The following is a 14,187-nucleotide window of genomic DNA, read 5'->3' as shown; positions in this document are numbered from 1 at the left end:
AGGACATGCCCAACATCGAAGCCGGACTCAAGGAAATGATGGAGATCGAGGGGGCGATCGGTGCCGCCGTGGTCGACTACAGCAGCGGCATGGCCCTGGGCACCCTCAGCTCGAACAAGTCCCTCGACCTCACGGTGGCCGCCGCCGGCAACACCGAGGTGGTGCGGGCCAAGATGCGGACCATGGACCAGTTGGGTCTGAACGACGCGATCGAGGACATCCTCATCACCCTCTCCGGGCAGTACCACGTCATCCGCCCCCTCACCAGCCGCAAGGGACAGGGGCTCTTCCTCTACCTGGCGATGGACCGCAGCCGTGGGAACCTCGCCCTGTCCAGGCACCGGCTCAAGGGCATCGAGGAGACCCTGGAGGTCTGAAGCCGGTCCCGGGACGGTGTCATCCACGCCCATCTCCACCGTCCCGGGATCGGCTCTCCCCGCACCCTTTCCGACCTCGCCGCGGATGGGGGAGAATGTTGTCGACCACCCCCCCCGATCCGCAGGGAGACCGGCGATGTTCCGGATCGCGATCAGTCGGCTCACCGACGACGGTCGACGCATCACCCCCGAACACCGGGGCACGGCCCTGTCCATCGACGAGGCGGTCCTCGCCCTACGCGAGGTCCTGCCAGGTGTGGACACCAGTGCCTTCGGCGGCGACGCCGTCCAACGCTCGGTCAACCGGGTCAACGACTTCCGCCACGACGTGGCGACCGACGACGGGGACTTCCGCGTCGTCATCGCCCCCATGATGTGACGAACGGCCGCACGGCCCTGCGGTAGCGCCCCTCAGTCGGAACCGAACGCGGAGTCGAAGGAGGAGGTCGGCGGGTCGAAGACGTTGGCCCGCACGAACTTCACCGCCTCCGCCGCACCGGTCAGGCGGTCCATCCCGGCGTCCTCCCACTCGATGGAGATCGGACCCTCGTAGCCGATCGAGTTCAGCACCCGGAAGCACGCCTCCCACGGGACGTCGCCCCGGCCGGTGGACACGAAGTCCCAGCCCCGGCGCGGGTCGCCCCACGGCAGGTGCGACCCCAACCGTCCGTTGCGGCCGTTGCCCACCCGCTTGCGGGCGTCCTTGCAGTCCACGTGGTAGATCCGGTCCCGGAAATCCCACAGGAACCCGACCGGGTCGATGTCCTGCCACACCATGTGGCTGGGGTCCCAGTTCAACCCGAACGCCTCACGGTGCCCCACCGCTTCCAGCGCGGCCTGCGTCGACCAGTAGTCGTAGGCGATCTCCGAGGGGTGCACCTCGTGGGCGAACCGCACCCCCACTTCGTCGAACACGTCCAGGATCGGGTTCCACCGATCGGCGAAGTCCCGGTAGCCCGCCTGGATGACGTCGTCGCCGACCGGTGGGAACATCGCCACGTACTTCCAGATCGCGGAGCCGGTGAAGCCCACCACGGTGGACACGCCCAGTCTCGCGGCGGCCCGAGCGGTCAGTTTCATCTCCTCGGCCGCGCGCCCTCGTACCCCCTCGGGATCGCCGTCGCCCCAGATCCGCGACGGCAGGATGTCCTGGTGGCGGTGGTCGATGGGGTCGTCGCACACCGCCTGCCCCAGAAGGTGATTGGAGATGGTCCACACGCCGAGCCCGTGCCGCTTGAGGATGTCCAGGCGATCCTGGACGTACTCGTCGTCGACGGCGGCTCGGGTGACGTCCAGATGGTCGCCCCAGCAGGCGATCTCCAGTCCGTCGTAGCCCCAGGACGCGGCGAGTTCGCACACTTTCTCGAAGGGCAGGTCGGCCCACTGGCCGGTGAAGAGGGTGACCGGTCTGGTCATCGTGCTTCCTCCGTTGTTCGGGGGTGAGGCCGGTTGGGTCACAGCGGGGACGACCCCGTCGGTGCCGGCACACCGACGAGGCCGAGTATGAGATCGCGGACCTCGGTGGCCGCGAAACGGTCCCGGTCCGGGAGGGGTCCGCTGCACAGCAGCAGCGGCCCGTCCTCGGGATCGCTGTGGGGGCGCCCATGGGTGCCGCGCACACAGTCCGGGTCCAGGGGGACGACGTTCATCGCGTACCGCAGGCCGACCTTCTTGCGGACCAGGTTGGCCGCGGCCCGCGCCTTGACCATCCGGTCGGCGGGGTCGAGGAACAGTTCGGCCGGGTCGAAGCCGGGCTTGCGGTGGATGTCGACGCCGCGCGCGAAGTCGGGGGCGTGGTCGTCGTCCAGCCAGTAGTAGTAGGTGAACCAGGCGCCGGGGTCGGCGAACAGCACCAGTTCGCCGGAGCGGTCGTGGTCGAGCCCGCGTTCGGCCTGAGCCTCCCGGTCCAGGACCAGGTCGACGCCCTCCAGTCCGGCCACGACCTTGGTGACCTCGGGCAGGTCGGCGGGGTCGTTCACGTAGACGTGGGCGCACTGGTGATCGGCGACCGCGAAGGCGCGTGAGGCCCACGGGTCCAGGTACTCCATGCCCTCCTGCGTGTACACCTCCAGCAGCCCCGCCTCGCGCAGCGCACGGTTGACGTGCACGGGGCGGTCGGCCGGGGTGATGCCGTATTCGCTGAGCACCAGCACGGTGACCCCGGCCTCCTCGGCGTCGTCCAACAGTGGCGTCAGGGCGGTGTCGAGGTCACGGACGGCCTGGAGGGCCTGTGCGGAATCCGGGCCGAAACGTTGCAGGTCGTAGTCCAGGTGCGGGACGTAGCACAGGGTCAGGTCGGCCTGGGGAAGCAGCCGTCGGGTGGCGGCCACGATCCACTCGGTGGAGCGGATGGAGGCGGTCGGCCCCCAATAGTGGAACAGGGGGAACGGGCCCAGTTCGGCGGTGAGTTCGTCGTGCAACGCCGCCGGCCGGGCGTAGCAGTCCGGGGACTTGCGGCCGTCGGCGTGGTAGACGGGCCTGGGGGTGATGGTCCAGTCGGTGGTGGCGCCCATGGCGTACCACCAGCACACGTTGGCGGTGCGGAAACCGGGGCGGTGCCTGCGGGCGGTCTCCCACACCTTCTCGCCCTGGACCAGCCGGTTGTGCTGGCGCCACAGGTACACCTCGCCCAGATCGCGGAAGTACCAGCCGTTGGCGACGGCGCCGTGGTCGGCCGGGGTGGTCCCGGTGAGGAAGGTGGACTGCACGGTGCAGGTGACGGCGGGCAGGACGGTCTCCAGGGTGGCCTGCCTGCCCCGTTCGGCCAGGGCGCGCAGTCGGGGCGCGTGCCGTAGCAGGCGGGGGGTGAGGCCGACCGCGTCGACGACGAGGAGGCGACGGTCCTGGGTCATGGCGAGCGGTCCCTTCCATCGGTTGTTCACAGGGCGGTCAGCCCGAGATTGACGAGCCGGTCCCGGGTCCAGGCGAGTTCGGCGGCGATCCCCTCGATCAGCCCGTCCTCGCCGACGGGACGTCGGTCCTCGGGCAGCACCGTCCAGGTGTAGGTCTCGACCTCGACGTGGTCGGTGCGGGCGCCCTCCGGGCCCAGGAGGTGGGCGAGCGTGTCGGTGAGGTGGTCGGTGGTACCGCGCAGCGGCTCGTTCGCGGGGGAGTGCAGGGGCGCGTGGAAGTGGGTGCGCCAGGGCCCGTGCCCGCGCAACGGACGAGGCCCCGACAGGGCGTCGGGCAGGTCGTCGCGACCTCGGGTGCGCCCGCCCACGAGTTCACGGGTCTGGTGCAGGAACCGGTCCTCGGCGAAGGCCGTGAGCGCCTCGCGCGCCCGTGGATCGGCGGGGTCGGGGACCTCCACGGCCGCCGAGACCTGGGTCTTGACCACCGGCAATCCGGCGTCGGCCAATCGGGCGAGCGCCGCACCGGGTTCCTCGAACCCCACCGCCAGGTGGCAGGTGTCCAGGCACACGCCCAGGTGCGCGGGCGACCCGGCGAGGAGCCGGGCGGCGTCGCGGGTGCTCTCCACGACGCATCCGGGCTCGGGTTCCAGGGCCACACGGACCGGACGCCCCACGTCGGCGAGTTCGGCCAGTACCCCGGACAGCTCGGTCAGGTGGCCGCGGGCGACGACCAGCCGCTCCGGCGACCAGGGTTCCCGCCAGGCCAGGGGCAGGGTGGAGACGCTGCCCCGGGCGGCGTCGTCGGGCATCAACCGGGCCAGGATCCGGGCGCAGTCCACGGTGTAGTCCAGGCGGGCCCGGTCGGTCCAGTCCGGGCTGTACACGGCGTGCTTGACCACCGGTTCGTGGAATCCGCTGTAGGGGAACGCGTTGAGGGTGACGGTCTCCAGCCCCGCTTCCGCCAAACCCTTCCGCAACCGGTCGACCAGGGAGAGGTCCGCGGCCAGCTCCCGGGCGAGAGGAGCGGGCAGCCACAGACCGAGCCCGAGCAGGTCCACGCCCAGGGCGGAGCGGACTCCGCCGCCGAACACCCGGATCTGGCGCAGGACCCCGTCGAGGTCCTCGGCGGGGTGGACGTTGGTGCAGTAGGCCAGGTGGACGACGGTGCCGTCGGGGTGGCGGAACCTCATCCGGCGTCCCCCTCGGGCCGTTCGCCGCGCAGGATCGAGTTGCCCTCGAAGCTCGCCCCGGTCGTCGTGGTGCCCTCCAAGAGCAGACGTCCGCTTCGCGCGAAGAAGTCCACGGGGTTGCGCCACAGCACCCGGTCCACGTCGTCGTCGGTGAAGCCCGCCGCCGACATGGCCCGGCCGGTGTACAGGGTGGAGAGCGGGTCGCTGTGCCCCCAGTCGGCGGCCGAGTTCACCACCATCCGGTCGGTGCCCCACTCGGAGAGGATCCGCACCATCCGATGCGGGTCCATCTTGGTGTCGGGATAGATGGAGAACCCCATGACGCATCCGGAGTCGTGCACCATCGCCACGGTGGTCTCGTTGAGGTGGTCCACCAGGACCATCTCGGGGGCGATGCCGGACTCGGTGACCAGCCGAAGCGTGTGCCGGGTCCCTTCGGCCTTGTCCCGGTGCGGGGTGTGCACCAGCACCGGGAGTTCGAACTCCTTGGCCAGTTCCAGCTGCCGGCGGAAGGCCTTCTCCTCCGCCGGGGTGCGCGAGTCGAAACCGACCTCGCCGACCGCCACCACACCGTCCTTGGCCAGGTAACGGGGGAGGACGTCGAGCACCTCGGACAGCCGGGGGTCGTTGGCCTCCTTGGGGTTGAGCGCGATGGTGCAGTGGTGGGCGATGCCGAACTGTGCCGCGCGGAAGCGCTCCCATCCGATGAGGCCGTCGAAGTAGTCGCGGAAGGAACCGACGCTGGTGCGCGGCTGCCCCGTCCAGAAGGCGGGTTCCACCAGCGCGCGCACCCCCGCGTCGTACATCGACCGGTAGTCGGCGGTGGTGCGCGAGGTCATGTGGATGTGCGGTTCGAAGATGCGCATTCAACCCTCCTGGGGTCCTTCGTGGAAGGGGTGCTCGGGGAAACGGTCCAGGACCAGTCGGGTGTCGGCCGGCACCGACCGGCCGGCGGCGGAGCGTTCGTGGGCGAAGTCCGCGCACATACGGGCCAGTTCGAGGTCGGCGCGGGTGTCCAGTCCCGCGACCAGGCGCAGCGGTACCCCGACGAACAGGCACTTGAGCACGGTCTGCCGCCACGCGTGGTCGTCCAACAGGGACTGGGCGCCGCTCGCGGCGGCCGCCGCGACCAGCCGGGTGTCGTTGGTGCGCAGGGCGTCGGCCAAAAGGTCCCGGACCGTTTCGGCGACCTCGGGCACCGTGCCGTCCAGCAGGTGGAGGCCGTGCAGCACCGCGCGTTTCTCGTCGGCGTCGCCGTATCCGTACAGGTCGGTGATCTCCGTGGCCGCGTCTGTCGGGGGCAGGGACTCCACCACCGTCCGCAGCAGTTCGATCCGGGCCAGGTCCTCCAGCGTGGGTCCCAGCGTTCCGGTGGGGTCGCCCGAGGGGCCGGGCCCGCGAGCCACCCGCCGCCCCACCGCGGGGAAGAGAACGGCGACGAGGGAGGGTCGCCCCGCCACCTGCGCGCACAGGGCGTCCAACACCGATCGGGCCTGGTCGTCCAACAGATCCAACGCGCTCACGCCGCCCCCTTCTCGACCCGGGCCCATGCGGCGTCCAAGGCACGCTTGGACCTCTCCGCGACCACCGGGGCCGCGTGGCCGTGGCGGGGCAGTTCCACCGAGGCCAGACCGGTGTACCCCACCCGGCGCAGGGCGCCCAGGACCCCGGGCAGGTCGATCTCGCCGTCCCCGAACTCCAGGTGCTCGTGCACGTGGGGGCGCATGTCGTCCAGTTGCACGTTGGCGATCAGCGAGCCCGCCCGGTCGACCGCGCCCTCGGGGCCGTCGGGTTCGTTGCACACCCCGTGCCCCACGTCCAGGGTCACCCGCAGCCGCTCGGGGTCGCCGAGCCTGTGCCGTAGCTCCAGGACGTCCGCCAACCGTTCGGCGAACATGCCCGGCTCCGGTTCGAAGGCGCAGTCCACACCCAGTTCGTCCGCGACGACCAGGACCTTCTCCACCTCGGAGGTGAGCCGGTTCCACCCCTGGTCGGCGGTGGCGCCCGGGGGCAGGATCCCCGACCAGAAGGACACGGCCTCGGCCCCCAACTCATCGGCGATGCGCACCGCGCGTTTGAGCAGGTCGACTCGGACGTCCCGGTCGGTGTCGGAGACCAGGGTGGGTTCGTGCTTGCGCCGGGGATCCAGCAGATAGCGGGCGCCGGTCTCGATCACCAGTGCCAACCCCAGAGAATCCAGGCGCCGCCCGATCGTCTTCACCCGACCCTTCACGTCGAGGGAGAACGGGTCCAGGTGGGGGTGGTCCAAGGTCAGGCCGACCCCCTCGTATCCGAGGTCGGCGATGATCGCCAGCGCGTCGTCGATCCGGTGGTCCCAGAACCCGTTGGTGCCGTATCCGAACCTCATGTCATCGCCACCCTCTTCGAGGCACGGGAGGCGATGGGGGCGCCCACCGCCAGCGCGCAGGCCAGTTCGGGGGCGCCGTAGTGGGCCAGCAACGCCGCCTGGAGCGGGATCATGCCGCGGATGCCCACGCCCGTCGCCTCTCGCGCGTGTTCGGCTCCGGGGTCGGCCAGCGCCCGCCCCTGGGCCTGGCCCACGGTGCCGACGTAGGCCCCCGCGAACGCCCCGGCGGTCACTTCGCCCACCGCGCCGCGCCGGGTCGTGGGTTCCTCCCGGGCCGGGCGGGCCGCCACCACGGCCCCGGCCAGGGTGCAGGCCAGCGAACCCGCGGCGACCTCCGAGCGGGTGCCGTGCACCTCGCCGCGGCTCAGAGCGGTCACCCCCAGGGTGTGCACGGCCATCGCCACGGCCGGGCGCACCGCACACCCGGGCCGGTCACCGGCGCCGAGCAGGACGTCCAGGCCGCGCGCCGTCGCCATCCCCACCGGAGACAGGCGGGTGGGTTTGAGCACCAGGTCGTAGGTCCACACCGTGACGGCCAAAGCGGAGGCGACCAGCGCCGCCCGTCGCCCACCGGCCAACGCGGCCACCCCCACCCCGGCCACCGAGAGTCCGGACGCGACCGCCAAGGCCTCGCCCGGATCCACCGCCCCGGAGGGGATGGGGCGTTCGGGGCGCTCGACCGCGTCCAACTCGCGGTCGGCGTAGTCGTTGAGGGCCATCCCCGCCCAGTAAAGGCACACCGAGGACAGCGGCAGCGCCCACGTGCGCGGCTCGCGCAACCGCCCGGCGGCCGCCGCCCCGGTCAGGCTGTCGCCCAGAACGGAGAGCGCGGCCGGCAGGCGTACCAGGCGGGCCAACGATCGGACCTTCGTACTCATCGGCGACCCCCTTCCTCCCCGCCGCACCAGGCCGTCAGGGCCCGCCACTGCTCGGACAGTCCGTGCACGTCGCTCGCGGCCGGATCCTTGAAGAAGAAGCCCAGCTCGGGCACCGGGCCGACCCGGCCGGTCCGATGCGCGTGCGCGGTCAATCGGGCCAGGTCCAGCACCAGCGGGGCGGCGAGCGCCGAGTCGTACCCGGACCAGGTGAACTGCAGGGTCATCCGGGCGCCCAGGAACCCCTCGAAGGACACGTGGTCCCAGGCGGTCTTGGTGTCGCCCAGGTCCGGCACGTAGTCGATGTGCAGCGGACCGTCCACCGGGTGCCCCAGCAGGTGCTCCAGACCGCGCGCCTTGGACGAGGACTTGTTGTCGTTGCTCTCGGGGTCGTCGAGGGTACGCCCGTCCCCACCACCGAGCAGGTTGGTGGAGGACCACGAACGCACCCGCAGGGCACGGGCGGCGAACATGGGCGCCAGTGCGCTCTTGACCAGGGTCTCCCCGGTCTTGCCGTCCGAACCCGCCCACGGCGCCCCCATCCGTTCGGCCAAGGCGGCCAGGGCGGGTGGCCGTGGCCCCGCGTTGGGCGTGAACTCCACGAAGGAGCAGCCCGCGCGCAGGGCCGCGTACGCGTAGACCGAGCTCGCCGGAATCCGGGCGGTCCCCGCGTTCAGCGCCGCCTCCAAGAGGTCGGGATCGGTGAGCTCGGGGGTCGGTCTCGGAGTCGGTTCGGTGCTGGACACGTCCATTACCACCACGCGCTCCAGCGACTCCGCTTCGGCGAACGCCCGGATGTCCTCCTCCAGGGCGTCCGCGTGGCGGCGGGAGAACCCTTCGGGGCGTGGCTCCAACCCCTTGCGGATCCGCCGGTCCACCGCGCCCAGTTCCTCGGCGAACGCCTCGGGCAGATGCGGCGGCAACACCCCCGACCTGGCCAGCGGCTCCGCGCTTTTGACCAGATGGGTGCCGCGGACGTCGTGACCGGCGAACACCAGGTCACCGATGCCGGGCAGGTTCGCGTCGGCGAACTCGGGGCGCTCGGTGACGCACCCGGTCGGCTCGGCGGCTCCGGCTCCGACGGCCAGGGCGCCGAGGACGGCCGTGGTGGCGACCGATCCGCGCGCCCCGATCGACCACACTCCGATTCGTGTCATACGGGTTCCCCTGTCAGTGGTCGTCGTGTCCGGGCGCGCCGTCGGCGGCCTCATCGCCGTCCTCGGCCTCGTCGGGTTCCAGCGCGCCGCTGCCCGGGGCGGCGGGAAGGTACAGGTGGATGTGGCCGTGACCGGCGTCGATGCTGATCACGTCCAGTTGGGTGGCGGCCACCGACCACGCGCGGACCGCCTGGTCGCGCAGGTCGACGGTGAGTTCGAGGAGTTCCGCGCTCTGGTCCTCGTCGGCCTCGACGGCGGCGTCGAGGGCGTCCAAGGTGGAGCCGAGCACGTCCACGGAGCCGCGCAGCCCCGCGTGGGTGACGTTGAATCCGGTCTCGCCGGACTCGGCGTGGTCCAGGTGGGCGCGGGCGTTGTCGGCGGTCGCGGTCCAGTCGGCGATGCTCTCGGAGTCGGGGAGGTCCCCGGTGGGTTCCGCTCCGTCCGCGGGCAATACCTCGCTCAGGGACTCCATGACGGGCAGGAGTTCCTCGTGCGCGGCGCGGGTGTGCTCGATGAGCTCCGCCACCTGGTCGACGTGGCGATCGGCCGCGGAGGCCTCCAGTTCGGCGACGCGGGCCGGGTCCGGGGTGACGGTGTCGTCGCCGCCGCCGACGACCGTCACCACCACCGCGATGACGGCGCCGACCAGCAGGACGGATCCGCCGGTCAGCCACCAGGTGAGACGGCCGGCGTCGCGGGTCAACACCTTCTCGGTCGTGTCGGGCCCGGTCGAGCCCTGATCGTGCTGATCCTTCCGGGTGCTCACGGGCACCTCCTGTCCTGAGACTGGCCGGCTGGGGGTACGGCGGGGCCGGGGAACACCGGCCCCGCCGCGGCTCGTCGAGTTACCCGGTCAGGGACCTGAGGCCTTCCGCCAGGTCCAACAACTCCTCTCGCGTGGACTCATCGGTCACCGTCTCGGCGACCTCGACGAAACGGTCCAGGGAGTCGCCGGCCTGGGTGGGGCGCCCCACGTCGACGTTGTGTTCGGCCAACTCCAGACGGGTGGTGAGGCGGCGGGCCTCGGAGGGGGTCAGTGCCCCTTCCTCGGACAGGGCGTCGATCCGTTCGGTGACCTCGGCGAAGGTCACCGGCTCCGGTTCGGTGACCTCATCGGTCACCTGCACGTCGCGGAACCACACCGTGTCGGCGTCGCCGTGGTTCTGCAGGCCGACGTGTCCGGCGGAGAGGTCACGGTCGGAGTCGGTGTTCTCGAACTCGTTGACCAGTTCGCCGTTGATCCGGATCCGGATGTGGGGGTCGTCGACCTCGATCTCCATCGTGTTCCACTCGCCCACGACCTCCGGGTGGGAGGTGGCCGCCTGGAATTCGTAGACGGCACCCGTCCGGTTGATCGGGTCGCCCGACGGCGCCCCGTACGGGTCGATCTGGATCTCGTAGCCCTCGTCGACGGCGACCCACGGGTCGTCACCGGGCTCGGGGAAGCCGACGAAGACACCGGAGTTGTCGGTCTCCTCGTGGGTCAGGTAGTCGACCTTCAACCGGTAGGAGTCCAGCTCCGTCTCGTGCCAGAGCAGCCCCATGCCGCCCGACGATTCGAGCACACAGCCGTCGTCGGTCCCGACGACGTCGAAGCCGCCCGGACCGGCCATGTTCCAGCCGTCCAAGGACGCGCCGTCCCACAGCGGGGTGTATCCCTCCTCCAAGGTGGGTGGTGCGCACTCGACCGGTTCGGTCGCCGGGGCGACGGTGACGGTGTGGGTGGCCGAGGCCCCCGTACCGCCCGCACCGTCGGAGGCCACCGCGCTGATCTCGTACTCTCCTTCGGCGACGTCGGTCCAGGTGGCTTCGTAAGGACCCTCGTCGACCGTGGCCACGGCCTCGCCGTCGACGAGGAACTCCACCTGCTCGATTCCGGCCTCGCCATGGTCGGTGACCTCGGCGGAGAGCGGGACGTCCTCGCCCACCTCGTAGGAGGCGCCGTCCTCGGGACTGGTCAGCGTGGTCTCGGGACCATCACCATGCCCGTCGTCGTGGTCGGCGTTCACGTCGAAGTAGTTGAGGTTGAACAGGTTCTCGTCCGCGCCGGCGTCCTCGTTGACGAAGACCAGGTACAGCTCCATCGTGCCGCCCGGGTCGGTGACGTCCATGGTGACGTCGGTCCACTCCTGCCAACCGCCGGTGGGTTCGACGTCGACGGAGCCGACCAGTTCGCCGTCGGGGGAGCCCGCACGGGCCTCGATGGCGCCGCCTGCCCCCTCGGAGGCCACACGGAAGCCGATCTGCTCGACCCCGTGCAGGTTGACCGGGTCGTAGGCGAGCCAGCTGCCGTCGAAGACACCGCCGACGTTGCGGAGGCCTCCTTCGGGGTCCTCGGTGGCCTCGGTGACGACGTTCTCGCTGTCGGTGAAGTACTGGGCCTGCATCCGTGACGGGTTGAGCTTGACGCCGTCGCCGCCGGTCAGGGCCGGGGCATCGTCCCCGCCACCGTCCGTGTAATCGGCCTGGAGCACCCAGAAGATGTTCATGTCATGGCCGTGACCGCCGTCGGTCCCGGTCTCGCTGACACCCTCGCAGCCCTCGTACTGGGTCCAGGGGTGGGCGTGGGTGTCGTGGCCGAGCGAGGACGTGACCTCCACGTCGGCGCAGTCGACGCCGTCCCCGATCGAGCCGTCCTCGGCGTCCTCCACGGACACATCGAACGGGATGTCGTCGCCCCAGTCGAAGAACTGGCCGTCCACGGGCGTCTGGAACGCCACCTCGGGTGCGGTGTTGCCCGCGGTGATCGACACCGTGGCCGTACCCGTGCGCCCCTCCTCGTCCGTCACCGTCAGGGAGACGTTGTAGCGTCCGGCCTCCTCGAAGGTGTGTGTCGGAGAGACCTCGGTCGAGCCCTCGCCGTCACCGAAGTTCCATTCGTGGTCGAAGGCGAGACCGCCGGGATGGAAGGACTCCTCCCCGGAGAACTCCACCGTCAGCGGCGCCGCGCCGGAGGTGGCGTCGGTGTCGATGCGGGCCACCGGGCTGTCCCCGGAACCCGCGTAGTCGATACGGGAGATCGCCGAGTCCTCGGAGCCACCGAACCAGCCCGAGCCGTACTCCAGCACGTACAGGGAGCCGTCCGGGCCGAACTCCATGTCCATGGGGTTGGCCAGGTCGATGTCCGGAACGGTCTCGGTGATGTCGAGGACGCCGCCCTCGTCGTCGAGGTGGACCTGCTTGATCCACTGGCGGCTCCACTCGTACAGCAGCGGGACGCCGTCGTAGTACTCGGGCCACTTGTTGTCCGACTCCAGCTCGGGGTCGAAGTCGTAGGCCGGGCCGCCCATCGGGGCCCCGCCGCCCGTGCCCAGGTGCGGGAATTCCTCGGATTCGTCGTAGTCGTACCAGATCGCCGCGGGGGTGATCGGGGGAGTCTCCTCCAGTCCGGTGTTGCGCGGGGAGTCGTTGACCGGCGCGTCGCAGTCGAACGGCTCGCCCGAGGTCCCTTCACCGAAGTCGTAGTCGACGTAGGGGGAGTTGTTCCCGATGCAGTACGGCCAGCCGATGTTGACCGGTTCGGTGATGTGGTGCCACGTCACCGTGTTCTGCGGTCCTCGCTCGGGGTCGGCCTCGGGGGAGTCCGGCCCGTAGTCGGCCAGGTAGACGCTGCCGTCCTCCTGGTCGACGCTGAACCGGAACGGGTTGCGCAGACCCATGGCGAGGATCTCGGGGCGGGTCAGCTCACCGTCGGAGGACTCCGGCGGGAACAGGTTGTCCTCGGGGACGTCGTAGCTTCCGTCCTCGTTCACCGAGACCCGCAGCAGCTTGCCGCGCAGGTCGTTGGTGTTGCCCGAGCTGCGCTGGGCGTCGAAGGCCGGGTTGCGGGTCTCGCGCTCGTCGTGCGGGCTGAACCCGTCGGAGCCGAACGCGCTGGTGTCGTCACCGGTGGACAACAGCAGGTTGCCGTCCGGGTCGAAGTCGATGTCGCCACCGACGTGGCAGCACATGCCGCGGGTGGCCTCGACCTCCAGGATCACCTGTTCGCTGGCCAGGTCCAGGGACGGCTCCTCACCGTCCACGAATTGGAACCGCGACAGGTTGTTGTGCGCTTCGTAGGGTTCGAAGTCCTCCGGTTCGCCGTCCTCGGGGGCGGCACCGGACGGGACCCCGTCCAGGACGGGCGCGTAGTACAGGTACACCCATCCGTTCTCCTCGAAGTCCGGGTCCAGGGCCACGCCCTGAAGGCCGTCCTCGTCGTGGTCGTAGACGGGCACGTCCGCCAGCGCGGCGGTGCTGTAGCTGTCCGGCGACCACAGGGACACCTGCCCGTTGCGGGAGGTGTGCATGACCCGGCCGTCCGGCAGGACCGCCATGCCCATGGGCTCGCCGACGTTCTCCTCGCCCTGGGCGAGCGTCACCTTCTCGAAGTTGTCCCACTGGGTGGCGCCGCAGTCGCCCTCGACCTGTCCGGCGGCCCACTGGAGACCTCCCAGGAGGTGTTCGGAGAACTCGGGCTCGGTGTAGGACTCGGTGGTGTGGCCGCCGCCCGTGTACCAGGACCGACCGCCGTCGTAGACCTGACACCAGGCGATCGGATGGTCGAAGCCCATCTGCCCGGCGGGGTCGACCTCCTCCTCGTAGGAGGCCTCGTTCAGGCCCGCGAGGACGTGCACGTCACCACGTGGGCTGACGTCGAAGTCGTACCACTCGTCGTGCCGCTCCCAGCTGGCCGGAAGCATGTCGGTGGAGGGGTGGGCACGGTCGTTGACCATGACCTCGGCGTCCTGGGTGCCGGGCGGATGGCTGGCGAAGTACGCGCCGACCAGCTCCCCGTACCACTCCCAGTCGTAGTGGGTGTCGGAGGCGGAGTGGACGCCGACGTAGCCGCCGCCCTCCTGGACGTAGTTCTCGAAGGCGGCCTGCTGTTCCTCGTCCAGGACGTCGCCGGTGGTGGACAGCCAGATGACCACGTCGAAGCGGGCCAGGTCCTCGTCGTTGAAGACGGCGGCGTCCTCGGTGTGTTCGGTCTCGAAGCCGTGTTCCTCGGCGAGCGCTTCGTAGAGGGCGATGCCGTGGGGGATGGAGTCGTGTCGGAAACCGGTGGTCTTGGAGAAGATGAGCGCGCTGAACGTGTCCTGTTCGGCCTCGTCGGCCTGGGCCGGGACCGACGTCAGGCCGATGGCCATGGCGACGGCCGCGGCCGTCGCGGCGAGTGCTCGTAGGGGTCTGCTGATCACGGAGAACCTCACCTGGGGGTGGGGGGTCGATGAGTCCGTGCGGCGTGCCGGCGCCGACGGCAGGGACGAGCTCGCGGTCGCGGTGGACCGGGCCGGTCGGGGGACCGGCGTCGGTCGCGGTGCGGGCGCGAACCGTTCGGGGTGTTCCTGCTATCGCGTTCGGAAGCGGGGGTGACCGCCTCACCGTG

At 70.7% G+C, this 14,187-nt stretch carries 12 protein-coding genes; 2 read left to right on the top strand and 10 right to left on the bottom strand.

What is annotated here, in order from left to right; translation table 11 throughout:
* The first annotated feature begins 5 nt into the window (after positions 1-5).
* Positions 6-377, top strand: a complete 372-nt coding sequence (locus BQ8420_RS03770) for a hypothetical protein (protein WP_087096399.1) — start codon at positions 6-8, stop codon at positions 375-377.
* A 136-nt stretch (positions 378-513) separates the two neighbouring features.
* A complete protein-coding gene (locus BQ8420_RS03765; RefSeq protein ID WP_087096398.1) occupies positions 514-756 on the top strand; it encodes a hypothetical protein in 243 nt (80 codons plus the stop codon).
* Between the two features lie 32 nt (positions 757-788).
* Here BQ8420_RS03765 and BQ8420_RS03760 read toward each other — a convergent pair whose 3' ends face one another.
* The 10 genes from BQ8420_RS03760 to BQ8420_RS03715 form a co-directional block, all read right to left on the bottom strand.
* Positions 789-1,793, bottom strand: coding sequence for a sugar phosphate isomerase/epimerase (locus BQ8420_RS03760; RefSeq protein WP_087096397.1), 1,005 nt, complete (start codon positions 1,791-1,793; stop codon positions 789-791).
* Between the two features lie 38 nt (positions 1,794-1,831).
* Positions 1,832-3,229, bottom strand: a complete 1,398-nt coding sequence (locus BQ8420_RS03755; RefSeq protein ID WP_087096396.1) for an alkaline phosphatase family protein — start codon at positions 3,227-3,229, stop codon at positions 1,832-1,834.
* 26 nt (positions 3,230-3,255) lie between these two features.
* The gene (eboE, locus tag BQ8420_RS03750; protein ID WP_087096395.1) at positions 3,256-4,419 is read right to left on the bottom strand and encodes a metabolite traffic protein EboE; all 1,164 of its coding nucleotides are present in this window, start codon (positions 4,417-4,419) and stop codon (positions 3,256-3,258) included.
* Positions 4,416-5,285: a TatD family hydrolase gene (locus tag BQ8420_RS03745; protein ID WP_087096394.1), complete on the bottom strand. Its 870-nt coding sequence runs from the start codon at positions 5,283-5,285 to the stop codon at positions 4,416-4,418. Before BQ8420_RS03745 ends, eboE begins: the two co-directional genes overlap by 4 nt.
* Positions 5,286-5,942 (bottom strand): EboA domain-containing protein, encoded by a 657-nt coding sequence (locus tag BQ8420_RS03740; RefSeq protein ID WP_087096469.1) that lies wholly within the window; start codon positions 5,940-5,942, stop codon positions 5,286-5,288. It lies immediately after the preceding gene.
* Positions 5,939-6,787, bottom strand: coding sequence for a sugar phosphate isomerase/epimerase (locus BQ8420_RS03735; protein WP_087096393.1), 849 nt, complete (start codon positions 6,785-6,787; stop codon positions 5,939-5,941). Before BQ8420_RS03735 ends, BQ8420_RS03740 begins: the two co-directional genes overlap by 4 nt.
* The gene (locus tag BQ8420_RS03730; protein ID WP_087096392.1) at positions 6,784-7,665 is read right to left on the bottom strand and encodes an SCO3242 family prenyltransferase; all 882 of its coding nucleotides are present in this window, start codon (positions 7,663-7,665) and stop codon (positions 6,784-6,786) included. The genes BQ8420_RS03735 and BQ8420_RS03730 overlap by 4 nt, the downstream gene beginning before the upstream one ends.
* A complete protein-coding gene (locus BQ8420_RS03725; protein ID WP_087096391.1) occupies positions 7,662-8,819 on the bottom strand; it encodes an inositol-3-phosphate synthase in 1,158 nt (385 codons plus the stop codon). The genes BQ8420_RS03730 and BQ8420_RS03725 overlap by 4 nt, the downstream gene beginning before the upstream one ends.
* A gap of 13 nt (positions 8,820-8,832) precedes the next feature.
* A complete protein-coding gene (locus BQ8420_RS03720) occupies positions 8,833-9,585 on the bottom strand; it encodes a hypothetical protein (protein WP_235005905.1) in 753 nt (250 codons plus the stop codon).
* Positions 9,586-9,664: 79 nt separating this feature from the next.
* Positions 9,665-13,999: a ThuA domain-containing protein gene (locus BQ8420_RS03715; RefSeq protein ID WP_087096468.1), complete on the bottom strand. Its 4,335-nt coding sequence runs from the start codon at positions 13,997-13,999 to the stop codon at positions 9,665-9,667.
* Positions 14,000-14,187: the final 188 nt, after the last annotated feature.

The sequence above is a fragment of the Nocardiopsis sp. JB363 genome (genome assembly GCF_900143625.1).
Classification (GTDB): domain Bacteria; phylum Actinomycetota; class Actinomycetes; order Streptosporangiales; family Streptosporangiaceae; genus Nocardiopsis.
Note: the sequence above shows the minus strand (reverse complement) of the source record. Positions and strands in the feature narration are given on the sequence as shown.